21 protein-coding genes are annotated in these 24,048 nt (G+C 51.9%); 11 read left to right on the top strand and 10 right to left on the bottom strand.

What is annotated here, in order from left to right:
• Nucleotides 1–219, bottom strand: a complete 219-nt coding sequence (locus ACOZIO_RS24310; protein ID WP_421595850.1) for a YfgG family protein — start codon at nucleotides 217–219, stop codon at nucleotides 1–3.
• Nucleotides 220–760: 541 nt separating this feature from the next.
• On the opposite strand from ACOZIO_RS24310, the gene ACOZIO_RS24305 reads away from it, so the two are divergent.
• Nucleotides 761–2,965, top strand: coding sequence for a sensor domain-containing phosphodiesterase (locus ACOZIO_RS24305; protein WP_240782878.1), 2,205 nt, complete (start codon nucleotides 761–763; stop codon nucleotides 2,963–2,965).
• Nucleotides 2,966–3,039: 74 nt separating this feature from the next.
• On the opposite strand, the gene ppx is transcribed toward ACOZIO_RS24305, so the two are convergent.
• The 5 genes from ppx to purM form a co-directional block, all read right to left on the bottom strand.
• A complete protein-coding gene (gene ppx / locus ACOZIO_RS24300) occupies nucleotides 3,040–4,584 on the bottom strand; it encodes an exopolyphosphatase (protein WP_129955626.1) in 1,545 nt (514 codons plus the stop codon).
• Between the two features lie 22 nt (nucleotides 4,585–4,606).
• Nucleotides 4,607–6,676 carry a polyphosphate kinase 1 gene (gene ppk1, locus ACOZIO_RS24295; protein ID WP_129955600.1) on the bottom strand — a complete coding sequence of 690 codons (2,070 nt, stop codon included), beginning with the start codon at nucleotides 6,674–6,676 and terminating at the stop codon, nucleotides 4,607–4,609.
• A 441-nt stretch (nucleotides 6,677–7,117) separates the two neighbouring features.
• Nucleotides 7,118–7,693, bottom strand: a complete 576-nt coding sequence (gene speG / locus ACOZIO_RS24290; protein ID WP_421595849.1) for a spermidine N1-acetyltransferase — start codon at nucleotides 7,691–7,693, stop codon at nucleotides 7,118–7,120.
• Nucleotides 7,694–7,913: 220 nt separating this feature from the next.
• The gene (purN, locus tag ACOZIO_RS24285) at nucleotides 7,914–8,552 is read right to left on the bottom strand and encodes a phosphoribosylglycinamide formyltransferase (protein WP_129992282.1); all 639 of its coding nucleotides are present in this window, start codon (nucleotides 8,550–8,552) and stop codon (nucleotides 7,914–7,916) included.
• A 36-nt stretch (nucleotides 8,553–8,588) separates the two neighbouring features.
• A complete protein-coding gene (gene purM / locus ACOZIO_RS24280; RefSeq protein WP_129955597.1) occupies nucleotides 8,589–9,626 on the bottom strand; it encodes a phosphoribosylformylglycinamidine cyclo-ligase in 1,038 nt (345 codons plus the stop codon).
• Between the two features lie 348 nt (nucleotides 9,627–9,974).
• Between purM and upp the strand changes: the two genes are divergently transcribed.
• From upp to hda, 3 genes are all read left to right on the top strand, one after another.
• On the top strand, nucleotides 9,975–10,601 hold the full coding sequence (gene upp / locus ACOZIO_RS24275) for a uracil phosphoribosyltransferase (RefSeq protein ID WP_013576561.1): 627 nt from the start codon (nucleotides 9,975–9,977) through the stop codon (nucleotides 10,599–10,601).
• Nucleotides 10,602–10,805: 204 nt separating this feature from the next.
• Complete coding sequence (gene uraA, locus ACOZIO_RS24270) at nucleotides 10,806–12,098, top strand: uracil permease (protein ID WP_129955596.1); 1,293 nt, start codon at nucleotides 10,806–10,808, stop codon at nucleotides 12,096–12,098.
• A gap of 176 nt (nucleotides 12,099–12,274) precedes the next feature.
• Complete coding sequence (hda, locus tag ACOZIO_RS24265) at nucleotides 12,275–12,982, top strand: DnaA inactivator Hda (RefSeq protein ID WP_013576559.1); 708 nt, start codon at nucleotides 12,275–12,277, stop codon at nucleotides 12,980–12,982.
• Nucleotides 12,983–13,033: 51 nt separating this feature from the next.
• On the opposite strand, the gene arsC is transcribed toward hda, so the two are convergent.
• Nucleotides 13,034–13,390, bottom strand: coding sequence for an arsenate reductase (glutaredoxin) (gene arsC / locus ACOZIO_RS24260; RefSeq protein ID WP_129955595.1), 357 nt, complete (start codon nucleotides 13,388–13,390; stop codon nucleotides 13,034–13,036).
• 27 nt (nucleotides 13,391–13,417) lie between these two features.
• A complete protein-coding gene (locus tag ACOZIO_RS24255) occupies nucleotides 13,418–14,950 on the bottom strand; it encodes a M48 family metalloprotease (protein ID WP_421595851.1) in 1,533 nt (510 codons plus the stop codon).
• Nucleotides 14,951–15,210: 260 nt separating this feature from the next.
• Between ACOZIO_RS24255 and ACOZIO_RS24250 the strand changes: the two genes are divergently transcribed.
• The gene (locus tag ACOZIO_RS24250; protein WP_129955593.1) at nucleotides 15,211–16,275 is read left to right on the top strand and encodes an AI-2E family transporter; all 1,065 of its coding nucleotides are present in this window, start codon (nucleotides 15,211–15,213) and stop codon (nucleotides 16,273–16,275) included.
• 76 nt (nucleotides 16,276–16,351) lie between these two features.
• Here ACOZIO_RS24250 and bcp read toward each other — a convergent pair whose 3' ends face one another.
• A complete protein-coding gene (bcp, locus tag ACOZIO_RS24245; protein ID WP_015698249.1) occupies nucleotides 16,352–16,819 on the bottom strand; it encodes a thioredoxin-dependent thiol peroxidase in 468 nt (155 codons plus the stop codon).
• Nucleotides 16,820–16,844: 25 nt separating this feature from the next.
• Nucleotides 16,845–17,411, bottom strand: coding sequence for a glycine cleavage system transcriptional repressor (locus ACOZIO_RS24240; protein WP_129992281.1), 567 nt, complete (start codon nucleotides 17,409–17,411; stop codon nucleotides 16,845–16,847).
• Between the two features lie 145 nt (nucleotides 17,412–17,556).
• Between ACOZIO_RS24240 and dapA the strand changes: the two genes are divergently transcribed.
• From dapA to ACOZIO_RS24210, 6 genes are all read left to right on the top strand, one after another.
• A complete protein-coding gene (gene dapA, locus ACOZIO_RS24235; protein WP_013576553.1) occupies nucleotides 17,557–18,438 on the top strand; it encodes a 4-hydroxy-tetrahydrodipicolinate synthase in 882 nt (293 codons plus the stop codon).
• A 16-nt stretch (nucleotides 18,439–18,454) separates the two neighbouring features.
• Entirely contained in the window at nucleotides 18,455–19,534 is a 1,080-nt protein-coding gene (gene bamC, locus ACOZIO_RS24230) for an outer membrane protein assembly factor BamC (protein ID WP_217139350.1), read from the top strand.
• 56 nt (nucleotides 19,535–19,590) lie between these two features.
• On the top strand, nucleotides 19,591–20,304 hold the full coding sequence (gene purC / locus ACOZIO_RS24225) for a phosphoribosylaminoimidazolesuccinocarboxamide synthase (protein WP_015698209.1): 714 nt from the start codon (nucleotides 19,591–19,593) through the stop codon (nucleotides 20,302–20,304).
• A gap of 225 nt (nucleotides 20,305–20,529) precedes the next feature.
• Nucleotides 20,530–21,405, top strand: coding sequence for a neutral zinc metallopeptidase (locus ACOZIO_RS24220; RefSeq protein ID WP_129955590.1), 876 nt, complete (start codon nucleotides 20,530–20,532; stop codon nucleotides 21,403–21,405).
• Between the two features lie 113 nt (nucleotides 21,406–21,518).
• Entirely contained in the window at nucleotides 21,519–21,971 is a 453-nt protein-coding gene (locus tag ACOZIO_RS24215) for a DUF441 domain-containing protein (RefSeq protein WP_129955589.1), read from the top strand.
• A gap of 1 nt (nucleotide 21,972) precedes the next feature.
• On the top strand, nucleotides 21,973–23,958 hold the full coding sequence (locus tag ACOZIO_RS24210) for a tRNA(Met) cytidine acetyltransferase TmcA (protein WP_421595846.1): 1,986 nt from the start codon (nucleotides 21,973–21,975) through the stop codon (nucleotides 23,956–23,958).
• Nucleotides 23,959–24,048 lie beyond the last annotated feature (90 nt).

Below are 24,048 nucleotides of genomic sequence, written 5' to 3'. Positions count from 1 at the left end.
TTAGTCCTTTGAATAACGGCAGGTTTTCAACGTTCCGGTACAGGTTTTTTCAGGAGCCGGTTCCTGTGGCCCCAAAGTTTGCGTATCGGTCAGGGTTTGTTTTTGATCCTGATGATGTGAATACGCGCCGATAGCGGAGTAGACCAGACGTCCGAACAAAATAATGAAGCTTATCGCTAAAACGATTTTCGTTATTCTGATGTTGGTTTTTCGAGACATAATTTAATCGCTTAAGTAAATCGTTGCTACGGTGAAGGAATGAAGACATGCAAATGATAACGTTTACAATATATAGCACATCTAAACAGGCGGCCAGATAATCGGATTAAGAACAAAACGTGCGGTATTAACTTTTATACAACTGACAAAAACGCATCCTTTTCCTTATTCATGGGAATGATCTCATTAAATAATCTATACATTTTATTTTGTTAATCACGCGATGAATTTGTTTGAGATGAATTTCAGCCAAATCATAAAGATTGTGTTTATTGATATGCATCAAGGGATTTAAGATGGGGCACATTAGAATCCAGTCATATTTTAAAAGTGATGTCCCGACCTCCGCTGTATTCTTTTTTCTTCTGCGCTTTTTCTGTGAGATGACGTTTTTACAACGATAATTGAGGACGCGACCCGTAGCCACCGTCATCGGACTGCCAGTCTGACGTCAGTTATACTTTGAACCCTTCATTGCGGCATGAAATTCATGCACAAAACTTAGATGGACTTGATGCATAAAATTTTTTCCAGGCACAACATGCGCCATAAATGGTGGGGACTCCCCGTAATTTGTGCGCTGGTGCTGATCCCGGTGACCTCGTGGCTTTCTCCGATGATCTCCCTGCCGGATGGCCGCACTTATCTTATTTATATGCCGATGGCGACCTGTGTCGCGTTGCTGATGGTGTTTGACTGGGCTGCATTACCTGGCATCGTCCTGACGCTTTTCCTGCGTTATTACCTGCGGGTTGGGGTCGAGATGGGCATGCTGATGACGGTAATTTACTTCACCGCGCTGTCCCTGGCCTGGCTGGGTTATCGCTGGCAGGCGGGCAGCCGCTGGTCCGCACCGCTCGGGCTGATGAATCTGGCGAAGGCCCGCGTAGGCTGGTTGGTGATTTTCCTGACGTTATTTTTCGTCATTGTGCTGCAGGTTGTGATTGAAAGCGGGCTACTGCCCGGTTATCTCGGCATGGCGACACGGGATTTTGTTACGCTCAGGACGCTGGTCAATTTACAGGCATTGATCCTCGGCATTCTGCTTAACTCTCATGTGATTTATCTGGTGTTACGCATTATCCGTAAGCCGCATTATTTACGTGTGATATGCATGAGGCTGCGAAAAGAGCAATCAGCGGGCGTGAGATTTGCTGAAATTGTGCTGTGGTTTACGGTTCTGGTGTTTATGGTCACGCTGCTGTGCCTGCCGGGGATGAGTGAACCGTTCATGAAGATTTTACTCAGCGATTACACGCTGACGCTACTGTTCCCGGTATTGCTGTTTGGGGCATGGCGCTACGGTTATTACTTTATCAGTATTGTCTGGACCCTCACCCTGACGGTTTTATTTCACTACTATCAGGGGTTTATTTCCGGGAATGGCTTTATTCATAATCTGGTGTTCGTCTCCGCCCTGATGCTGGTTTATACCATCACGTTGTTACTGATGGCGGCTATCGCCTCACGGCAGCGTTTGCTGATGAAAAGATCCAGTGCCGCCGCCTTGCAGGACCCGGTGTTTGGCCTGCCTAACCTGCGTGCCTTCAACCGTGATCTGGCGCGCTATCCGCGTTCCATGCTCTGTTTTATCCGCGTCTCCGATATGGATGTGTTAAGCCGTAATTACGGCATGCAGTTACGTATTCAGTTCAAACAACAACTGGCGCTCGGGCTGAAGCCTTATCTGCAGAAGGAGGAGCAGGTTTATCATTTGCCGGGTTATGATCTGGTCTTGCGGCTTAACTGCGAAGATGCGGATAAAAAACTGCAGAATTTGCATGACTATCTGGAAGATTTCCGACTCATCTGGAACGGTTTGCCGCTGCATCCCAACATTGGTTTATCTTACTGTACGGTGTATTCGCCGGTGGAACATCTGCCGGTTTTACTGGGCGAACTGAGCGGGATTGCCGAAGTTTCCCTGACCACCGGACAGCCGGAATCGAATAAAAACGATCACACTCAGGTACAACTGGAGATCAGAGAGAAGGTCGATATGCTGCACAAAATCCAGCGGGCACTGGATGACGATCGTTTTGTGCTGATGGCGCAACCGATCTTAGGGGTACGCGGCGACAGTTATCATGAAATTCTGCTGCGCATGTCAGATGGTGCGCATGAAACGCTGATCACACCGGATAAGTTCCTGCCGGTGGTGCATGAATTTGGTTTGTCGTATCAGCTGGATATGTGGGTGCTGAAACATACGCTGATGTTTATCAATCAAAACCGTGTCCGTCTGCCAAGCCTGCGTTTTGCGGTGAATTTCACACCTTCGACGTTGTGCCGCCCGACATTTACCCGCGATTTTAAAGCACTCATGCTGGAATATGAGGTGGAACCGTTCCAGATTGTGCTGGAGGTGACCGAATCTCATCTGCTACAGAATATGAAATATGCTGACCTGGCGATGCGGGAATTACGTTCTTATGGTTGCCGCATTGCGATTGATGACTTCGGTACCGGCTATGCCAGTTATGGTCGTCTGAAGGCTATCCAGGCTGATATTCTGAAAATTGACGGCAGCTTCGTGCGCAATATGCTCACTGATTCGCTGGATGCCTACATTGTGCAGTCGATCTGTCAGGTGGCGCGCATGAAGCATTTATCGATTGTGGCGGAGTATGTAGAAACTGAAGACCAGAAAACCGCGCTGCATGCGCTGGGGGTGGATTACATGCAAGGTTATCTGGTGGGTAAACCGGAGCCGTTAAAGACACTACTTGAACTCCCGGGCGCCTGAAACTGAACGGCAGCCGGAGAAAAAAGCCCTCTGCGCATCAGATGCCAGAGGGCTTTTTTATTGCAGCGAAACGGTTAGTTTTCCGCAATGCCGTCTTCTTCCTCCAGCATCAGTTTCCAGCCTGTTACGTCATCCCAGTAACTTTGCTCTTTTTCGAAATCCAGCTGAACCAGGTTATTCTGCGCCAGATATCCGGCCGGGAAACGCAGCGTCCAGTGATTATCATCGGTGGATAACCGCAGGGATTCAGGCGTTGTCGTCGACTGACGCTGGTTATTGAGCAATGCGCCTAAGCGCAGAAGCTGAATCAGCGGAATGTAGTGCTTCTTCTTGAACAAATTCAGGCGCGGCAGTTCTTCCAGCTTGATGGCTTTGCGGTGGAAACGTACCAGTGTGGCCAGCAGCGTTTGCTGTTCCTGGTTGAACCCCGGCAAGTTAGTATTTTGCAAAATATACGAGGAATGACGGTGCATGCCGGTGTGGTTAATACTCAGGCCGACCTCATGCAACATGGCGCTGAATTTCAACAGTGATTCCAGCTGCGGCTGCACCAGCTTGGTATTTTGCGCCAGCCATTGTGCATACAATTGCTCGGTCGTATCCAGCACGCGGCGAGCCTGTTCCCGGTCAATGTTATAATGCTCAGCCAGGCTTTTCGCGGTACGGGTACGGATATCCTGATGACGGAAGCGGCCTTCCATTTCATACAGCACTCCTTCACGCAGCGCACCGTCCGAAAGACGCAGCTCTTTGACCGCCAGCGCATCAAATACGCCGCGCAGAATGGCCAGACCCGGTACAAAAACCGATTGCCTGTCTTCCGATAAACCCGGTAAATCCAGTGCGCTGAAATGCTTGAAGTTCAGTACTGCTTCGGTCAGCATTTCCAGCCGTTCAGGGGTAATTAAGCCGTCTTTCTCGCCCATGGCGACCAGGACTTCATGTGCTGCTTTAATACTGCCGGATGCACCCAAAGCATACTGCCAGCCTTGCAGCCTGTATTGCCACGCCAGAGTTTCCAGCTTTTGCGCGGCGGCAAGCTGCGCACGTTTGAAATTACTGCGACTGATTTCGCCATTGGGGAAAAACATCTGCGCAAAACTGACGCAGCCCATACGGCGGCTTTCGGCCAGCAATGGCTCGAAATCTTCCCCGATGACCAGTTCTGTTGAACCGCCACCGATATCGACTACCAGCTTGCGGCCTTTTTCAGGCTGGGTATGTTCAACACCCATAAAAATAAGTCGTGCCTCCTCCTGCCCGGAAATAATTTCAATCGGGTAGGGGATGACTTCTTTGGCGCGCTTGAGAAACTCCTCGGCATTCACTGCCTGACGCAGCGTATGCGTGCCGACGATAGTGACGTTATTTTCCGCAAACCCCTGCAGGCGTTCGGCGAATAAAGCCAGGCAATCCAGCCCGCGTTGAATGGCTTCTTCACTGAGCACATTTTTAGCGTCGAGGCCATCGGCCAGATGAACGCGTTGTTTCAGGCGTCCGAGGACCTGTAGCGCGCCGTTGACGACGCGGGCAATGACCATATGGAAACTGTTCGACCCGAGATCGATGGCCGCAATTTCCTGTGGTTTAGCATTCAGTGGGCTGCTTTTAAGGGGCATAATGGTATAACGCTCCAGGGGTTCAGGCTTGCTGACTTTGTTGTTCCAGCTCTTTGAGATATTCATAAATCGCCAGTTGCGCACGAACTTTGCGGCGATTTCCGCGTGGAACATACCGGTTGCTCAGTTCTTTATCAATCACTCTGGCTTTTACTGTGTCACTAAACAGCAGTTCAAGGATATCCAGAACGCGCTGTTTCAGACGCGGATCGAGCAGGGCAACGGCCACTTCAATACGGTAATCAATATTACGTGTCATCCAGTCGGCAGAAGACAGGAAGACTTTAGTCTCGCCGCCGTTTTCAAAGACATACACGCGATCGTGTTCCAGATAACGGTCAATGATACTGGTGACCTGAATATTTTCACTAAAACCAGGCAAATTCGGTACCAGTGAGCACATGCCGCGGATCAGCAGACGGATTTTCACCCCGACGTTTGACGCCACGTAGAGACGGTCAATCAGCCCTTTATCCACCAGATTGTTGATTTTCAGCGTAATACCGCCGGTACCTCCTGCCTGCACGTTGGCAATTTCACGGTCAATCAAACGGTAAAGCATGTCGCGTGAGTTTTGCGGTGACACCATCAGATGCTCGAACGACACCGGGCGGTACGGGTTTTCAATAAAGTTGAAGACACGTCGGACTTCGTTAGTGATCCTCGCATCGGCGGTGAGCAGTGAATAGTCGGTATAAAGCCGCGCTGTTTTCTCGTTAAAATTACCGGTCCCGATATGAGCATAGCGGACAATTTCATCGCCTTCCCGGCGGGAAATAAGAAAGAGTTTTGCGTGAATTTTCAGACCCGGCGCAGAGAAAATAACGTGCACACCGGCTTCCGTCAGGCGTTTCGCCCAGTGAATATTCGCTTCTTCATCAAAGCGCGCCTGCAGTTCGACGACCACCGTGACTTTCTTACCGTTGTGGGCAGCGTGAATCATCGATTCGATGATGCGGGAATCTTTCGCCACGCGGTAGATATTGATTTTTATCGACAGCACGTTCGGATCGAAAGATGCCTGACGCAACAGTTCCAGTACATGCTCAAACGTGTGGTACGGATAATACAGCAGTACGTCTTGTTCACGGATCGCCGCAAAGCCGTTGCGGAATTTGTCGAACCACAAATGGCGCAGACGGGGGAGCGGACGGTTCACCAGATTGGCTTTGCCAACATTCGGGAAGCCAATGAAATCTTTGAAATTGTGGTAACGGCCACCGGCGATCACCGAATCATAATTGGAGATACCGAGTTTACCGCGCAGCAGTTCCACCATTTCATCCGGCATATCGCGCTGGTAAACGAAACGTACCGGTTCGGCGGTCAGACGCTGTTTCAGACTTGATGACATCAGCTCCAGCAGGCTCGATTCCATTTCCGTGACCAGATCATATTCAGCATCGCGGGTCATTTTCATTGAGTACGCATTCAGCGCATCGTAATCGAAGAAGCCTTTAAAAATATCATCCAGACAATAACGCAGAATGTTATCCAGCAGAATCATTGGCTTACGGCGGCGTGGTGCTTCCGGTGGCAAGTTAACGAAACGCGGCACTTTATCGGACGGAATTTCGAGCAGCGCGTAGTGGATCTCTTCGCCGCGGATAATTTCAACCGCCAGATAGGTGTAATCGTCTTTAAGGAATTGCACCAGGTTGGTGTCGTGATTAATCAGAATCGGTGTGATGTACTGGCGCAGATGATGTTTGAAATACTGGCGCAGCCAGGCTTGCTGGTTTTCGGAAACCTGACGTTCGTTAATAAGGAAAATTTGATTACGCGCCATTTCCAGAAGCAAGTCGTTGTAAAGGCTGTCGAACTCCTGATCAATGCGCAGCACCTTGGCCTGGATTTTTTTCAGTAAATGGCGGGACGCGCCCAGAAAACCTTGTTCTTCGCTGATGAGGATCCGTCTTTTTAAATCGGCGAAACGAACTTTATAAAATTCATCCAGGTTATTGGAATAGATCCCTAAAAAACGCATCCGTTCGATCAGGGGATTGCTTTTGTCAGCCGCTTCTTGCAACACGCGCTCATTGAAGGACAGCCAGCTTAGTTCTTTCTCGATATAAAGCTTTTCCTGACCCATTTTCACTCCGTTCATTTAGCTTGCAACCTGGCCCATACAGGCAAATTTGCCTGAAAACACCGCAATATAGCTCAACATATTCTTCGTGTTGCCCGCTTTTTAAGCGGCCAGCGCATCAGGAAGCCATCTGTGAGAGGGGCCTAGTGTCTACTATCAATATTGCGAAAGATTGACAGGAAAGTCCAACATAACAAAGGATGATTTCAGAAGAGTTTATAGCAGGGGAATTATTGCGAGAAAAAGGAGGACAAAGCCTTACATGTGAAGGAGTTCGTCTACCCTGACCGATACGCTTCATACTTCAGATCGCAGGTGCGTTGGCTCCGTTTGCTGACCCGCGCCACTGACTTAAATCAGTGATGCGGGATTCACCCACTTGCCGCCTTCCTGCGAACCGAATTATTTTGGGTATAAATATTGAATAATTTTTACCGCGCTAAATTAAATCGCGCTGGCACCCACCAGAGATTCAGGTTTGACCTGAGCAGGCTTGGTTTTGTATTTCGCCAGGAACTGAGGCTGGAAAATACACATGCGGATGGCGCTGCGATATTCGCCGTTCACAAAAAATTCCTGTTTCAGTTCCCCTTCAAGCTCGAACCCTAATTTGCTGTAAATATGGATCGCCTTTTTGTTTTCTTTATCCACAATTAAATACAGTTTGTAGAGGTTCAACACGGAGAAGGCATAATCCATCGCCAGACGGACGGCATCACCGGCAAAGCCTTTGCCCTGATGCTGCGGGTCAATAATGATCTGAAACTCCGCGCGGCGGTGAATATGATTAATTTCCACCAATTCGACCAGGCCGACCGGTCCGCTTTCGAATTCGATAATAAAGCGGCGCTCGCTTTGGTCATGGATATGCTTGTTATACAAATCGGTCAGTTCGACGAAAGCCTCGTAAGGTTCTTCAAACCAATAACGCATGATGCTGGCGTTATTATCAAGATGATGAACAAACGACAGGTCGTCCTTTTCCAGTGGACGTAATCTGACGCTGTTATGGCTAAACATGGGGTGTTCCTCAACTATACAAGCCGTTTTATGAGGGTAACCTTCGTAAATATAAAATCTGAAACAACCGTGGTTCAGATGAAGGTCGGCGCACAAACGACGTTTAAACGTGCACCGGGACGGGCATTATATCGGGCGAAATGTAAACAAATGTCAAATAACGGAAAATAAAAAACCGGCACGTGGCCGGTTTATAGTGAAATCGTGATGCAATGACAGATTAATCTTCCGCGTATCCACGTTCAGAAAGTGAATGGTTATCCAGCAGTGCCTGGCCGTTTTGCAGCGACAAACGTCCCTCAACAAACCAACTGACCACCAGCGGATAAATGCTGTGTTCCTGCGTTTGCACGCGGGCGATCAGATCTTCTTCGGTATCCTCAGCAAATACCGGTACCTTAGCCTGTAAAATTACCGGACCACCGTCGAGTTCTTCAGTCACGAAATGCACGGACGTACCGTGTTCGGCATCCTGATTTTCAATGGCCTGACGGTGTGTATGCAGACCCGGATATTTTGGCAGCAGGGAAGGGTGAATGTTGATCATGCGACCGGCAAAGCGCCGGACGAATTCAGCGGTCAGAATACGCATATAACCGGCAAGTACCACCAGATCAGGCTGGTAACTTTGGATAGCATCGGCCAGCGCAACGTCAAACGCCGCACGGTCTTCATAGGCTTTAACATCCAGCGCATGCGCGGGAATATTGGCTGAACGGGCTCTTTCAAGCCCGTATGCCGCTACTTTATTGCTGAAGACCGCACAAAGCGTTGCATTGATTCGTCCCTGCTGGCAGGCATCGATCAGGGCCTGTAAATTGCTTCCCTCGCCCGATACCAGAACCACAATCCTTTTCATTTTCCTACCCGTCATCAGTCAGTTGTTTTACTGGTTTTATTCAATAATCACGCGTTCAGCGGCATCAGAGGCTTTAATGTAGCCAATTTTCCACGCTTTTTCGCCGTTATCGTTCAGTAATGCAATCGCCTGATCGGCCAGTTCTGCAGGAAGTGCCACCAGCATGCCGACACCACAGTTAAAGGTGCGGTACATTTCATGACGGCTGACGTTACCGGCGGTTTGCAACCAGGTAAAGACATCCGGCCACTGCCAGCTTGATTCATCGATAATCACCTGCGTGTTGTCCGGCAATACGCGGGGGATATTTTCCCAGAAGCCGCCACCGGTCAGATGGACGATGCCGTGAACATCCACGTTTTCGATCAGGTTCAGGATCGATTTCACGTAAATTTTGGTCGGTGCGAGCAAATGATCAGCCAGCGGTTTGCCTGCCAGATCGGTGGTTTCCGGGTCGGTCTTGCTGACTTCCAGAATTTTGCGCACCAGAGAATAACCGTTAGAATGCGGGCCACTGGCGGCCAGACCAATCAGCACATCCCCGTCAGCCACTTTGCTGCCGTCGATGATTTCTGATTTTTCCACCACGCCCACGCAGAAGCCTGCCACGTCGTAATCTTCGCCGTGATACATGCCCGGCATTTCAGCGGTTTCACCGCCAACTAACGCACAGCCAGACTGTTTACAGCCTTCTGCGATACCCGTGATCACGCTGGCAGCCGTATCGACGTCCAGTTTGCCAGTAGCGTAATAATCGAGGAAGAACAGGGGTTCGGCGCCCTGAACGATCAAATCGTTGACGCACATCGCGACCAGGTCGATACCGATAGTATCGTGGCGTTTCAAATCCATCGCCAGACGCAGCTTGGTGCCAACGCCGTCGGTACCCGATACCAGCACGGGTTCACGATATTTTTGCGGCAGCGCGCAGAGGGCACCAAAACCGCCCAGTCCACCCATGACTTCAGGGCGGCGAGTCTGTTTTACTACACCTTTAATGCGGTCTACCAATGCGTTACCGGCATCGATATCTACGCCTGCGTCTTTATAGCTGAGAGAGGTTTTGTCGGTCACTGCGAAGTCCCCACGGCGGTTTGGGTTGGTGGTTGAAGAATAAAGCGGGGCAATTCTAACAGTGGAAGCAAACGTTTGCGAGCGCCTTATTCAGAGTCACTATCTATACTTAAAAATACAACACTTAGCCGAAGTCATTGGAGTTGCAGCAAGACAGCAAACGAGCGAATCCCGATGAGCTGACTTGAGTCAGTGATTCGGGTGAGAGAGAGCAGCTAACGCAGCTGCGGCTTCAATGAAGCAGGGTAAGTTGATCCAGATCAGGCTATTTGGTATGGCGTTCAAAAAAAATGGCGTTATAATCTCGCGATTTTTTTTTGCAGCTCAACCACCTTAGGAGAATAAATAATGAAGATCGTCGAGGTGAAACACCCGCTGGTGAAACACAAGCTGGGCCTGATGCGTGAAAATGACATCAGCACGAAACGTTTTCGCGAACTGGCTTCTGAGGTGGGGAGTCTGCTGACGTATGAAGCGACTGCCGATTTAGAAACTGAAAAAGTGACGATTGAAGGCTGGAATGGCCCGGTCGAAATTGATCAAATCAAAGGCAAGAAAATTACCGTAGTGCCTATCCTGCGTGCCGGTCTGGGCATGATGGAAGGCGTACTGGAGCACGTTCCAAGCGCGCGTATCAGCGTAGTCGGCGTATACCGTGATGAAGAAACCCTGAAACCTGTGCCGTATTTCCAGAAGCTGGTTTCTAACATTGAAGAACGTCTGGCTCTGGTGGTTGATCCGATGCTGGCGACCGGGGGGTCTATGATTGCGACCATCGACCTGCTGAAAAAAGCTGGCTGCCAGAGTATTAAAGTCCTGGTGCTGGTTGCCGCGCCGGAAGGGATCGCCGCTCTGGAAGCTGCACACCCGGACGTTGAGCTGTACACCGCCTCGGTGGATCAGGGGCTCAATGATAAAGGCTACATCATCCCGGGGCTCGGTGATGCGGGCGACAAGATATTTGGTACGAAATAAGTTATTAGCCGACTGAGAAGTCGGCTTTTTTTTGCTCGTCATACTTCAGGCTGCGGATGCGTGGCTGTGCCTGTTCACCCTGAGCGCATAATTATCTGTGTCTCCGGGGCTTACGGGTTGGCCGCCTTTCTGCAACCCGAATTATGCAGAGCAAAAGGTTCTGTTTAACACAACATCACAAACACCTTTGAGAGGATCACATTCATGACCCGTCGTGTCATCGGGGTAAGCGAACGTCCGCCATTGCTGCAGACGATTCCCCTGAGTTTCCAGCATCTGTTTGCCATGTTTGGTGCCACCGTTCTGGTGCCTATTCTGTTCAAGATCAACCCGGCAACAGTGCTGCTGTTCAATGGCATAGGGACTTTGCTGTATTTATTTGTCTGTAAAGGGAAGATACCCGCCTACCTCGGCTCAAGTTTTGCATTTATTTCTCCGGTGCTGTTGCTGTTGCCGATGGGGTATGAAGTGGCGCTGGGCGGCTTTATTGCCTGTGGTCTGTTGTTTTGTCTGGTGGCGCTGATTGTTAAGAAAGCCGGGATTGGCTGGATTAACGTGATGTTCCCTCCGGCGGCAATGGGCGCAATTGTAGCCGTTATCGGGCTGGAGCTGGCGGGCGTGGCGGCGAACATGGCGGGGTTGCTGCCTGCTGATGGCGCTGCGGTGGATTCCACCACCATTACCATTTCGCTGGTGACGCTGGCCGTGACTATTCTCGGTTCCGTATTGTTCCGCGGCTTCCTGGCGATTATCCCGATCCTGATTGGCGTGCTGGTGGGTTATGCGCTGTCGTTCTTCATGGGCGTGGTGAATGTTTCTGCCATTGAAAACGCGCACTGGTTCGCGCTGCCAACCTTCTATACGCCACGTTTTGAATGGGTCGCTATCCTCACGATCCTGCCTGCGGCGCTGGTTGTTATTGCCGAACACGTCGGGCATCTGGTTGTGACGGCAAACATTGTGAAGAAAGATTTGCTGCGTGATCCTGGCCTGCACCGTTCGATGCTGGCTAACGGCCTGTCGACCGTGTTATCCGGTTTTTTTGGTTCAACGCCAAACACCACGTATGGTGAAAATATCGGCGTCATGGCCATCACCAAGGTCTACAGTACCTGGGTGATCGGCGGCGCGGCTATCCTCGCCATTCTGCTTTCCTGTATCGGCAAACTGGCGGCGGCAATCCAGGCCGTTCCGGTGCCCGTGATGGGGGGCGTTTCTTTGCTGCTGTACGGCGTGATTGGCGCATCCGGTATCCGCGTGCTGATTGAATCGAAGGTTGATTACAACAAAGCACAGAATCTGATCCTGACGGCGGTGATCCTGATTATCGGTGTCAGCGGCGCGAAGATCCACATTGGTGCGGCAGAGCTGAAAGGTATGGCGCTGGCAACGATCGTGGGCATTTTCCTGAGTCTGTTGTTCAAAGTGATCGAGATTTTCCGTGGTGAAGAACAGATCATTGATGTTGATGATGAGCGGGAAAATCCGCCGGTCTGATCCGGGCGTTTTTAAGTCAATCCCTGGCCGGCGGGCACATAACCCGCCGGTCGGGTGCTCGGATCGCAAGCGGTTGCACCGGGCACAGTTCATTTCACCGCGGATCCTTGCTAGAATTCGGCAGTTCTTTTTTTTGACGTGACAACATCTGCGGTCATCATGCCGCTTTGGTTGAGGTGCTTCTGAATACGCCGGCACAGCTTTCCCTGCCACTTTATCTTCCCGATGATGAAACCTTTGCCAGTTTTTATCCGGGGGAAAACCCTTCTCTGCTTTCTGCCATTCAGAGCGCATTGCATCAGGAACACGGCACCTATATTTATTTCTGGTCACGCGAAGGCGGTGGCCGCAGCCATTTGCTGCATGCGGCTTGTGCTGAATTATCACAACGCGGTGAAGCGGTCGGTTATGTGCCGCTGGATAAACGCGCTTATTTTGTGCCTGAAGTCCTGGACGGTATGGAACATCTGGCGCTGGTTTGTATCGACAATATTGAAGGCATTGCCGGTGATGATGAATGGGAGGCGGCTGTTTTTCATCTCTATAACCGCATTCTTGAAACCGGTCGTACGCGCCTGTTTATTACCGGCGATCGTCCTCCGCGTCAGCTGAATCTCAGCCTGCCGGATCTGGCCTCCCGTCTGGACTGGGGACAAATCTACAAACTTCAGCCGCTTTCCGATGAAGAAAAGCTTCAGGCATTGCAGTTGCGCGCTAAACTGCGCGGCTTTGAACTGCCGGAAGACGTGGGCCGTTTTCTGCTTAAGCGTCTCGACCGGGAAATGCGTACGCTGTTTATGACCCTTGATCAGCTCGATCGCGCTTCTATTACGGCGCAGCGGAAATTGACAATCCCGTTTGTGAAAGAAATTCTCGGGCTGTAACGGGAAGGAATGTCCGGGTTCGTTAGCTGAACCCGAACGGAAAGCGGGGGGTTATAAAATCTCTTTCACCTGCTCCGGCGGACGTCCTAAACGCGCCTTGCCGTTGGCTACCACAATCGGACGTTCAATCAGCCGCGGGTGATCAGCCATTGCCTGTAAAAGCGCGTCCTCGCTCAGATGAGCATCCTTCAGATTCATGTCCTTGTAAATTTGCTCGCCCTTACGCATCAGTTCGCGTGCTGAGCTAAAGCCCAGCAGCCCGAGCAGTTCCTTAAGTTTATCCACAGACGGCTGCGTTTCCAGATATAAAATCACTTCCGGTTCAATGCCTTCTGCTTCCAGCAATTTCAGGGTTTCGCGGCTCTTTGAACATGCCGGATTATGATAGATTGCGACATCGTGTTGCATAAGATTTCCTCCATTCTGGCCCTGGGATCAGCCTTTCTGATACTGACGGAACCGTTGCTGTAACTGACGAAGCTGATCGATTCGTGCATCGTAACGGGCCTGTTCCAGACTGCCTAATTTTTGTAATGCGCTGGCATTGCTCAGCATCTCAATCGCCTGATCCAGACGTCCGACTAACGCCATGCTTTCTGCCCGGGCAGCCAGTTCCTGCGCACGCAGTCCTTGTGCCGCAGCGGCCTGAGACAACAAATCCCAGCCATTCGGATCGCCCGGATAATTAAAAGTATAGCGGTTGAGAATTTTCATGGCATTGGCGGGTTTGGCGCCCTCAAGATAGGCGTTGGCCAGGTTGAGTTGCAGCACGGCGTTGGAACTACTGGCCGCACCGGCCTGTTCCAGACGCGCAATCGCCTGCGGTGCACGTTTGCTGTCGATATCATTATCGGTGGCTAAATCCAGCAACCATTCATTGCCCGGATACTGTATCAGCAACTGATCCAGTAAGGTCCGTGCCTGATCATTCTTCTTGGCTTTGTAAAATTGCAATGCACGGCCATATTTTGCCGCCAGTTGTTCACGGATATTGCCGTTACTCAGTTTTTGCAGATAGTCATCTGACAACGGGAAACTCTCGGAACCGTACATGCCCAGAATGCGCACTTTTGCCATCAGATAATCTTGTGAGGATTGCACAATCGGGTGCGGCATCTGGTTGGCGCGGTTACGGATATCGGCCAGGCGGCTGTCGGGGAGGGGGTGAGTCAGCAGCATTTCCGGCGGACGGGTCGAGTAACTTGCCTGATCCGCCAGTTTTTGCAGGAAGGCTGGCATAGCCTGCGGATCAAAACCGGAACGCTGTAAGACCTGAATGCCGATACGGTCAGCTTCCTGCTCATTGCCCTGCGTGAAACTGATCATGCCCTGTTGCGTGCCGGCCAGGGTACCGGTCAGTGCCGCCATGCCCATTTGCGGGCTGGCCATCGCCAGAAGAATCGACCCCAGCGCGCCCACCCAGGTGAGCGGGGCGTTACGTTGCTGGTCTTCCATCGCACGCGCCAGATGGCGCTGGGTTACGTGGGAAATTTCGTGCGCCATGACGGAGGCCAGCTGGCTCTCGTTATCGGTGTAGCGGAACAGCGAAGAGTGAAGCACAACATTGCCGCCAAAAAAGGCAAAGGCGTTCAGCTCATCGTTATTAACGATGAAAAAATGGAACGGGGTGCGTACGGAATAGGCATGCGCCACCAGCCGTTGCCCCAGTTCGTTGATGTACTGATTGAGCAGCGGATCGTTAATCAGCGGCGTGCTGGCGCGCATCTGACAGACATAAAAATCGCCCATCTGTAATTCCTGATTAATACTGAGCGTGCCGCCTGCGGTAGTGCCGATGTCCGGTAACTGGTCGCTCACCGGCGGGGCTAAGGGCGAGTTAATGCTTTTTGCGGGACCCGCGGGAGTTGACCAGAATGAACTGTCATCTGCACCGGCGGGCAGTATGGAACCCGCGAGCAGGCTACCCAGACACAGGGCAATCACTCTTTTTTTCAACCGCATAACCATAAACATTTGCTTCCCAATAAGTTAACCGCGATACCGATGAGCTTTACGAGCCTTTCTTTCGCGAACAGTCAGCCAGACTGTTATTTTCTTGCGCTTTTCTCTGCGCCGGTCTCTATAGTAGCTATCCGCGTGAGAGTTTAAAACACTCCGAAGCTACAGTTGTGTGACAACGAACTTTTTAAATAGTTACTTGTGTCTGAGCGCGCAGGGAACGAACAGCGCGCATATGCCGGACCCGAAATTACAGGAGCGTTTTCTTGATGTTGGATATGTTATTACAGTGGTATCGCCGTCGCTTTACGGATCCGCAGGCTATCGCACTGCTGGCTATTCTGGTCGCAGGTTTCTGCATTCTCTATTTCCTCAATGGCATCCTGGCGCCGCTTCTGGTGGCGATGGTGCTCGCCTATTTGCTGGAGTGGCCGACAGTGCGTCTGCAACATGTCGGGCTTTCCCGCACGCTGTCGGTGAGCGTGGTGCTGATTATTTTCGCCGGTATTTTACTGCTCGGTATGTTTGTCATTGCGCCGGTGACCTGGCAGCAGGGCGTGAACCTGATGACTGATTTACCGAGCATGCTGAACCGCTTCTATGATTTCGCCGCGACATTGCCGAAACGTTATCCTGCGCTGGTGGATGCGGGCATCATCGACATGATGGCAGAAAATATGCGCAGCAAATTATCCGGTCTGGGTGAATCAGTGGTGAAATATTCACTGGCCTCGCTGGTCGGTTTACTGACGCTGGCGATTTACCTGATTCTGGTACCGATGATGGTCTTCTTCCTGCTTAAAGATAAAGAGCAGATGCTGAATGCCGTGCGTCGCATACTGCCACGCGATCGTGGACTGGCCGGACAGGTCTGGGTGGAGATGAATCAGCAGGTCACCAACTATATCCGCGGCAAAGTGCTCGAGATGATTATCGTCGGTGTGGCCACTTATCTGGTGTTTTGGGTGATGGATCTGCATTATTCGCTGCTGCTGGCGGTGCTGGTCGGTGTATCGGTTCTGATTCCGTATATCGGCGCGATGCTGGTGACCATTCCGGTGGTCATTGTCGCGATGTTCCAGTGGGGACTGGGCGCGGATTTCTGGACGCTTTTCGTTGCCTATCTGGTAGTGCAGGGGCTGGACGGGAATGTGATCGTGCCGTTGCTGTTCTCGGAAGCGGTGAATCTGCATCCGCTGGTGATTATTCTTTCTGTCGTGGTGTTTGGCGGTTTGTGGGGATTCTGGGGCGTATTCTTTGCAATACCACTGGCGACGCTGGTCAAAGCTGTGGTTCACGTCTGGCCGGATGAATCACTGAACGAAACCCGGTGATTTATTCTGCTGAGCGTATTCAATAAAAAAAAAGCGCGTCTGCGCTTTTTTTGTATCCACACTCTGACCGTTTCGGTTATTTACCGTTCAGGTAGGCCATCACGATGTCATGGTGATTAGTGGTTTTGAAATCGTCGAACACTTTCTCGACTTTGCCATTGCCATCGAGCAGGAAGCTGATGCGATGAATGCCATCGTAGGTTTTACCCATAAAGGATTTTTCACCCCAGACGCCAAACTGTTCACAGACCTGATGATCTTCATCGGACAGCAAAGTGAAGTTCAGCAGTTCTTTCTCAGCAAAACGCGACAGCTTTTCCGGCTTATCGGTGCTGATCCCCAGCACTTCAACGCCGGCACTTTTTAACTGATCCATGTTATCGCGCAGTCCGCAGGCTTGTACGGTACAACCCGGGGTCATGGCTTTAGGATAGAAATAGACCAGGACTTTCTGTCCCTGGAAGTCGGCCAGATTAATTTGTTCACCGTCTTGGTCGGGCAAACTAAATTGCGGCGCAGGGTCACCGGCTTTCAGTGGGCTCATTGTCTTTCTCCATATCTCTTAGCGATTACTGCAGTTTATCTTCATTCTCAGAATAACTAACGACATTAATACTGCCTTGCGCTTTCAGTTCTGTACATAGCTGATGAAACGCCTGCTCAATAATTGCCGCATCAGTGTTGGCTGCGCTGTGCGCCGTAATTTGAATCGATAACTGCGCCGGTGTGTTGGCATCTGCCGGGCGGGTTTTGGAGGCAAGTTCGGCGATATTCATCTGATGCGTATCGAACAAATCGGTAAAACGCTCGATCAGATGCGCTGAGTCTTTCACTTCCACTTTCACCCAAACCGTAGCAGGCATGGGCGGACGTTCATGTGCGCTGGTTCGCTTCATCACGATTAATAATTCCAGCTCTGCGCCTTTTTGCGGCAGGGTGGATTCAATCAGCGTAATCGCATTCCAGCTACCGGAAAGCAACATGATAAACGTAAACTCATCACCGAGCATCGCAAGACGGCTGTCTTCAATATTACAGCCGCAGCTGCTGACCTGGCGGGTTATGGTGTTGACGATGCCTGGGCGATCAGCACCTAACGCGGTGATCACGAGATAATGTTGTTGTGGCTGCGGCAAAATAGGTCTTCCTGTCGTGCTTGGGAGTATTCCCAAGGTAAACATAAAAAAAACCGCCGGACAAGCGGTTACCGCTCGTTGATTGCTTGCTTTTGCAGTGGTGTCAAAAGTACCATGAGTGACCTGTTTGTGGAGGGGAAGGTCAATGTTTACGGGAAGTATTGTTGCACTGGTTACGCCGATGGACACCAAAGGTGCTGTCGATCGCGCGAGTCTGAAAAAACTGATTGATTATCATGTGTCCAGTGGTACTGCGGCGATCGTTTCCGTTGGCACGACCGGCGAGTCGGCCACGTTGAGCCATGAAGAGCACGGTGACGTGGTCTTACAGACGCTGGAACTGGCTGATGGACGCATTCCTGTTATCGCAGGCACCGGCGCAAACGCGACCGCTGAAGCGATTTCTCTTACGCAACGTTTTGAAAAAAGTGGCGTTGTTGGTTGTCTGACTGTCACCCCTTATTACAACCGTCCGACGCAGGAAGGTCTGTATCAGCACTTCAAGGCCATCGCTGAAAATACCTCTCTGCCGCAAATTCTCTACAACGTGCCGTCACGTACCGGCTGCGATATGTTGCCGCAGACCATCGCGCGTTTAGCAAAATTGAAGAATATTGTTGCTGTTAAAGAAGCAACAGGGAACTTAAGTCGCGTTAGTCAGATCCAAGTGCTGGTTGATGATGAAGATTTCATTCTGCTGAGCGGCGATGACGCCAGCGGTCTGGACTTTATGCAACTCGGTGGTAAGGGTGTTATTTCCGTCACGGCTAACGTAGCTGCCCGTGAGATGGCACAACTTTGTGAGCTGGCTGCCTTAGGCAACTTTGCCGAAGCGCGTCGCCTGAATCAGCGCCTGATGCCTTTGCATCAGAATTTGTTTGTAGAAGCAAACCCAATCCCGGTGAAATGGGCCTGTAAGGCACTGGGTTTGATGGCAACCGATACGATGCGTCTGCCTATGACGCCGTTAACAGATGCTGCCCGTCCGGTCGTGGAAGAAGCATTAAAAAGCGCCGGTTTGCTGTAACTCTTAGGAAGATTTGATGGCCTCTTTATTTGACAAGAACAGTTTCCAGATGACCCGTTTGCAGAAAACGGCGGTAGCGAAAGTGGTCGGGGTTTCCCTGATCATGTTGCTGGCCGCCTGTTCAAGTGATCAACGTTACAAACGCCAGGTCAGTGGTGATGAAGCCTACCTGGATGCGGCAGGGCTGCATGAGCTCAAAGCGCCGACCGGCATGATTTTGCCAGTGCAGAACGGAACGTACGAAATTCAGCCCGGTGCAATGCAAGGCGCGGTAGGTAAGCAGCTCGACATCCGTCCTCCTTCCCAGCCACTGGCGCTGCTGAATGGTTCTCAGACGCAGTTCTCTGGTGACAGCAGTACCGTATTGTTGGAAAACACCGCACAGAACCGTGACTTGTGGAATAACGTCGTGAAAGCCGTTGAGCAAAATAACTTCAAAATTGCCAACCGTGATGACGCTAACCAGACGCTCACCACTGATTTCATTGACTGGAATCGTGCGGATGAAGACTTCCAGTATCAGGGACGTTATCAGGTTAGCGTGAAACAGCAGAGCTACCAGTTAGCGCTGACGGTGAAAACGCTTGAGCTGAAACAACAGGATAAAGCTGTGACGTCTTCCGCTGAAATCCAGCGTTATAACAGCCAGATGATGAACTCCATCACGGCGAGTCTGGATAAAGTGCAGCAGGATACGCAGGCGCGTCTCGACAACCGTCGTGTTGGTGAGATTGACGTTCAGAGCGGCGCAGATGATACCGGCCTGCCGGTGCTGATTGTCCGTGAGAATTACGGTGTTGTGTGGGATCGCCTGCCAAATGCCCTGGCAAAAGCTGGCATGAAAGTGACCGACAGCAGCCGTCCGCAAGGCACATTGTCTGTGACCTACAAACCGCTGAATGACGATGCATGGCAGACACTGGGTGCGAAAGATCCGGGCCTGACTTCCGGTGATTACAAACTTCAGGTTGGCGATCTCGACAACCGCAGCAGCTTGCAGTTCCTTGATCCGAAAGGTCATGCTCTCAGCCAGTCGCAGAACGATGCGATGGTGGCGGTCATGCAGGCCGCGTTTAGCCAGAGCAGCGCAAAATAATACCAAGGGGCTCCGGCCCCTTTTTACATCTGTTTTTTCCACTGGAGTAAGTAAAGATGCAAAAGTTAGCTGAGTTGTATCGCGGCAAGGCGAAAACCGTCTACACCACCGAAAACCCGGACCTTCTGGTACTGGAGTTCCGTAACGATACGTCAGCACTGGATGGTCAGCGTATTGAGCAGTTCGACCGTAAAGGTATGGTTAACAATAAATTTAACCATTTCATCATGGCTAAGCTGGAAGAAGCCGGTATTCCAACCCAAATGGAACGCCTGTTGTCTGACACCGAAGTGCTGGTGAAAAAACTGGATATGGTCCCGGTTGAATGCGTTATCCGTAACCGTGCTGCGGGTTCGCTGGTAAAACGTCTGGGCATTGAAGAAGGTCTGGAACTGAATCCGCCGTTGTTCGATTTGTTCCTCAAAAATGACGCCATGCATGACCCGATGGTCAACGAATCGTATTGCAAGACGTTTGGCTGGGTGAATGAAGAAAATCTCGCACGCATGAAAGAGCTGAGCTACAAAGCCAACGACGTGCTGAGCAAACTGTTTGATGACGCCGGTCTGATCCTGGTCGACTTCAAACTGGAATTCGGTCTGTTCAACGGTGAAGTGGTGCTCGGTGATGAGTTTTCTCCTGACGGCAGCCGCCTGTGGGATAAAGAAACCCTGAACAAAATGGACAAAGACCGTTACCGCCAGAGTCTGGGTGGCCTGATTGAAGCTTACGAAGAAGTCGCTCACCGTATCGGTGTGAAACTGGACTAAGCTGCGCATTATTTTTTTAGCCAGGCTGCGCAATCGTTTACGCAGTCTGCGCTGGCGCTAAACGGGGGGCGGATACCGCTTCCCGTTCTTTTATTTGCGTTTTATTTTTGTCTTCCTGCCCTGCTTTCTTTCATTTAATTCTGACTTCCCTAAAATTACGTCCCTTCGCGGATGGTATTAACCGCGTGTGCTGGCTAGTCTTACAAAAACAGTCTGGAGGTGATTATGCGTTGGCAAGGGCGTCGCGAAAGCGACAATGTAGAAGACAGACGCGGACAGGGAGCTAACAGCGGCGGTTTAGGTGGCGGAGGAATGCGCCTGCCGATCCGTGGCAAAAGCGGTATCGTGATCATCATCGTGGTGCTGGTCGCCGGGTATTACGGTATCGACCTGACGCCGCTGATTGATGGTGGTCAGTCCGGCGGCATGCAGCAACAAACACAATCACAATCCATCAGCCCGAAAGATGACGAGCAGGCAAAATTCACCTCGGTGATCCTTGCCTCGACAGAAGACACCTGGAAAGACATTTTCCAGAAGCAGGGCATGACTTATCGTGAGCCCAAACTGGTGATGTATCGCGGCGCGACCCGCACCGGGTGTGGTACCGGCCAGTCGGTAATGGGCCCGTTCTATTGCCCGGCGGACAGCACGGTCTATATCGACCTGTCTTTTTATCAGGAATTACAGGACAAACTCGGGGCGGGGGGTGATTTTGCACAGGGCTACGTTGTGGCGCATGAAGTCGGCCATCACGTGCAGAATCTGCTGGGCACTGAACGCAAGGTTCGCCAGTTGCAACAGGGCGCATCGCAGGCTGTGGTAAACCAGCTATCGGTAAAAATGGAATTACAGGCTGACTGTTATGCCGGTGTCTGGGGACATGCGATGCAGCAGCAAAACGTTCTCGAAGAGGGTGACCTGCAAGAAGCGCTGGATGCCGCACAGGCCATCGGCGATGACCGGCTGCAACAGCAAAGTCAGGGGCGCGTGGTGCCGGACAGCTTTACCCACGGGACTTCCCGGCAGCGTTATACCTGGTTCAAACGCGGGTTTGATACCGGTAATCCTGACCAGTGTAATACCTTTGCCAGCCGCTGATTATGTGGCAGGAAGCGCTGGTTTGCTGCTAAAAACTGTTTAATAATCAGTGACTGATCCGGAGAGGTCTGCGGATCTCTCTTTCATTTTCATGTTGACCCGCTGGGAACGCCATGGCTTTTCTCGATCCAACGCTATTGATCTTACTTGTCTTCGCCGGTCTGGGCATTATCAGCCATAACAGCGCCGTCACCATCGCCATGTTTTTCCTCCTCACGGTGCGCATCACGCCGCTGAACAGCTTTTTTCCGTGGATAGAAAAATACGGTCTGACCCTCGGTATTATTATTCTCACTATTGGGGTAATGGCACCGATTGCCAGCGGAAAAATCAGCGCCAGTACCGTTGTACATTCTTTCCTCCACTGGAAATCCATCGTTGCCATTCTGGTTGGTGTGCTGGTGTCGTGGCTGGGCGGGCGTGGCCTGACGCTGATGGGCACGCAGCCGCATCTGGTGGCTGGCCTGTTAGTAGGCACCGTGCTGGGGGTGGCGTTATTTAAAGGCGTGCCGGTCGGGCCGCTGATTGCAGCCGGTCTGTTATCGATGATTATCGGGAAAACCTGAGATGTCTGCCACTTTGCTACAGCAACAGATGCAGCGGCTGGGCGTCCGGCGTTTGCTGGTGTTCAGTGGCGCAACACAGTGGTGTGAGCAACAGGCGATTCTGTTTTCTGCACAAAGTGTGGGTGACTGGCTCTGGCTGAGCGATTCACCGCCTGACGGCGTCACTTCCTGTCCGCCTTCAGCGGCACATACGTTGCTCGGGCAGGATATTTTTCACGGTGTGTTTGATGCGCGTTATGGTCTGAATGTCGAGGCACTGGCGGCGTTTTCAGGCACATTAAAAGCCGGAAGCTGGCTGATTCTGCTGATACCGGAATGGCATTCCTGGGCTGACACGCCGGACGCGGACAGCCTGCGCTGGAGCGAGCAACCCCGGCCAATCCCCACTCCGCGTTTTATACGTCGTTTCCGGTCTTTCCTTGAGCAAGACTCTGGCATTACGATTTGCCGGCAGGGTCAGCCTTTAACTATTGCTCCTCTGCCTGCCGCACCCGACTGGCTGCCACCCGACGGCCAGCCGACCTCTGAGCAGTCCCAGATTTTAAAACAACTGATGCAGGCTCAGTCCGGCGTGTGGGTGCTGACCGCGCCGCGCGGGCGGGGGAAATCGACACTGGCGGGAATGCTGGTCAAACACTGGCCGGGTACCTGCCGGGTAACCGCACCGGCTAAAGCCTCTGCCAGCCAGATCCTTAATCAGCAAACAGACTCTGCCCGCTTTATCGCACCTGATGCATTGCTTGCCTTATATCGCGAAGGCGCGGTAACCGGCGTTGACTGGCTGATCATCGATGAAGCTGCCGCCATTCCGGCCCCGATGCTGTCGGAAGTTATCGCGGCTTTTCCGCGCGTGTTGCTCACCACCACGGTTCAGGGATATGAAGGCACCGGACGCGGATTCTTACTCAAATTCTGTGCGTCTTTGCCGCAGTGGCATGACCTGCGTCTGAACGCACCCATCCGCTGGTCATCATCCGACACGCTTGAGCCGTTTATCAGCGATTTATTACTGTTTGACGAGCATTTGCCGGTGGCCGGTGAGGCGCGCGGTACATCAGAAATTTTTCCGATTCATGCTGACGACTGGCTGAATGAACCGGTGCTGTTAGAGGACTTCTACGGCCTGCTGACCAGCGCACATTACCGCACGTCGCCGCTGGATCTGCGGCGTCTGCTGGATGCGCCGGGCATGACGTTCAGCGCCTCACGGCACAACAATACGCTGACCGGCGCGTTATGGCTGGTGGATGAGGGCGGCCTTAGCGCAGCGCTGGCGCAGGAAGTCTGGGCCGGAAGACGGCGTCCGCGCGGGAATCTGGTGGCGCAGTCGCTTGCCGCGCACGCAGGGTTCCCGGAGGCTGCCGTCATGCGTTCACGGCGCATCAGCCGGATTGCCGTGCACCCGTTATTCCGTCGTCAGGGGATTGCCCGTCATTTATTGTTGGCGCAGAAACGGCAGGCTCAGCAGGCGGGGCTGGATTTTCTGTCGGTCAGTTTTGGTTATACCACGGAGCTGGCTGCTCTGTGGCAGCAGACCGGATTCCGGCTGGTACGCGTGAGTATGCACAAAGAAGCCAGCAGCGGGTGTTATGCTGCGATGGCGATATTACCGCTGAGCGCGGCGGGGCAGGCACTGGCGGACAACGCCGTGCATCAGATTCAGCGGGACTGGCGCTGGCTGGCACCTCAGATGGATTTAACTCTGCCGCTCAATATCGCTGCAGATACACAACCCGATGACGCCGACTGGCGCGAGCTGAGCGGATTTGCCTTCGCCCATCGTCCGCTGGAAAGCAGTTTACCTGCGCTCAGCCGTGTTTTGCTGCACAGTGATTTGCCGCTGACGGCGTTGCGTGCGTATTTGCAGCAAGGGAAAAGCGTGGCGGACATCGTACAACACTTGCGGCTTTCCGGGCGCAAAGCGCTGGTTTCGCGCTGGCGTGAGGAAACGCAGCAGATACTGAAAGAGGCGGGTATGGGCGGATAAGCCCCCGCTTTCATTGCAATAAATGGAAAGACTCGTTCAATAAAACCCGATTTCACTGACCGGCAGGCGGCGTATAGTGAACCCATTATT

It is taken from the genome of Rahnella sp. PD4 (assembly GCF_049199325.1).
In the GTDB taxonomy this organism is placed as follows: Bacteria; Pseudomonadota; Gammaproteobacteria; order Enterobacterales; family Enterobacteriaceae; genus Rahnella; species Rahnella perminowiae.
Note: the sequence above shows the minus strand (reverse complement) of the source record. Positions and strands in the feature narration are given on the sequence as shown.

Excerpts from the sequence above, each read along its gene's own strand:
- bamC (WP_217139350.1), top strand. The coding sequence starts at position 18,455 with ATGGCCTCTTTATTTGACAAGAACAGTTTCCAGATGACCCGTTTGCAG.
- ACOZIO_RS24220 (WP_129955590.1), top strand. The coding sequence starts at position 20,530 with ATGCGTTGGCAAGGGCGTCGCGAAAGCGACAATGTAGAAGACAGACGC.
- speG (WP_421595849.1), bottom strand. The coding sequence starts at position 7,693 with ATGTTTAGCCATAACAGCGTCAGATTACGTCCACTGGAAAAGGACGAC.
- ppk1 (WP_129955600.1), bottom strand. The coding sequence starts at position 6,676 with ATGGGTCAGGAAAAGCTTTATATCGAGAAAGAACTAAGCTGGCTGTCC.
- upp (WP_013576561.1), top strand. The coding sequence starts at position 9,975 with ATGAAGATCGTCGAGGTGAAACACCCGCTGGTGAAACACAAGCTGGGC.
- ppx (WP_129955626.1), bottom strand. The coding sequence starts at position 4,584 with ATGCCCCTTAAAAGCAGCCCACTGAATGCTAAACCACAGGAAATTGCG.
- ACOZIO_RS24305 (WP_240782878.1), top strand. The coding sequence starts at position 761 with ATGCGCCATAAATGGTGGGGACTCCCCGTAATTTGTGCGCTGGTGCTG.
- ACOZIO_RS24215 (WP_129955589.1), top strand. The coding sequence starts at position 21,519 with ATGGCTTTTCTCGATCCAACGCTATTGATCTTACTTGTCTTCGCCGGT.
- bcp (WP_015698249.1), bottom strand. The coding sequence starts at position 16,819 with ATGAGCCCACTGAAAGCCGGTGACCCTGCGCCGCAATTTAGTTTGCCC.
- arsC (WP_129955595.1), bottom strand. The coding sequence starts at position 13,390 with ATGCAACACGATGTCGCAATCTATCATAATCCGGCATGTTCAAAGAGC.
- ACOZIO_RS24310 (WP_421595850.1), bottom strand. The coding sequence starts at position 219 with ATGTCTCGAAAAACCAACATCAGAATAACGAAAATCGTTTTAGCGATA.
- ACOZIO_RS24255 (WP_421595851.1), bottom strand. The coding sequence starts at position 14,950 with ATGGTTATGCGGTTGAAAAAAAGAGTGATTGCCCTGTGTCTGGGTAGC.
- dapA (WP_013576553.1), top strand. The coding sequence starts at position 17,557 with ATGTTTACGGGAAGTATTGTTGCACTGGTTACGCCGATGGACACCAAA.
- purC (WP_015698209.1), top strand. The coding sequence starts at position 19,591 with ATGCAAAAGTTAGCTGAGTTGTATCGCGGCAAGGCGAAAACCGTCTAC.
- ACOZIO_RS24210 (WP_421595846.1), top strand. The coding sequence starts at position 21,973 with ATGTCTGCCACTTTGCTACAGCAACAGATGCAGCGGCTGGGCGTCCGG.
- uraA (WP_129955596.1), top strand. The coding sequence starts at position 10,806 with ATGACCCGTCGTGTCATCGGGGTAAGCGAACGTCCGCCATTGCTGCAG.
- purN (WP_129992282.1), bottom strand. The coding sequence starts at position 8,552 with ATGAAAAGGATTGTGGTTCTGGTATCGGGCGAGGGAAGCAATTTACAG.
- ACOZIO_RS24250 (WP_129955593.1), top strand. The coding sequence starts at position 15,211 with ATGTTGGATATGTTATTACAGTGGTATCGCCGTCGCTTTACGGATCCG.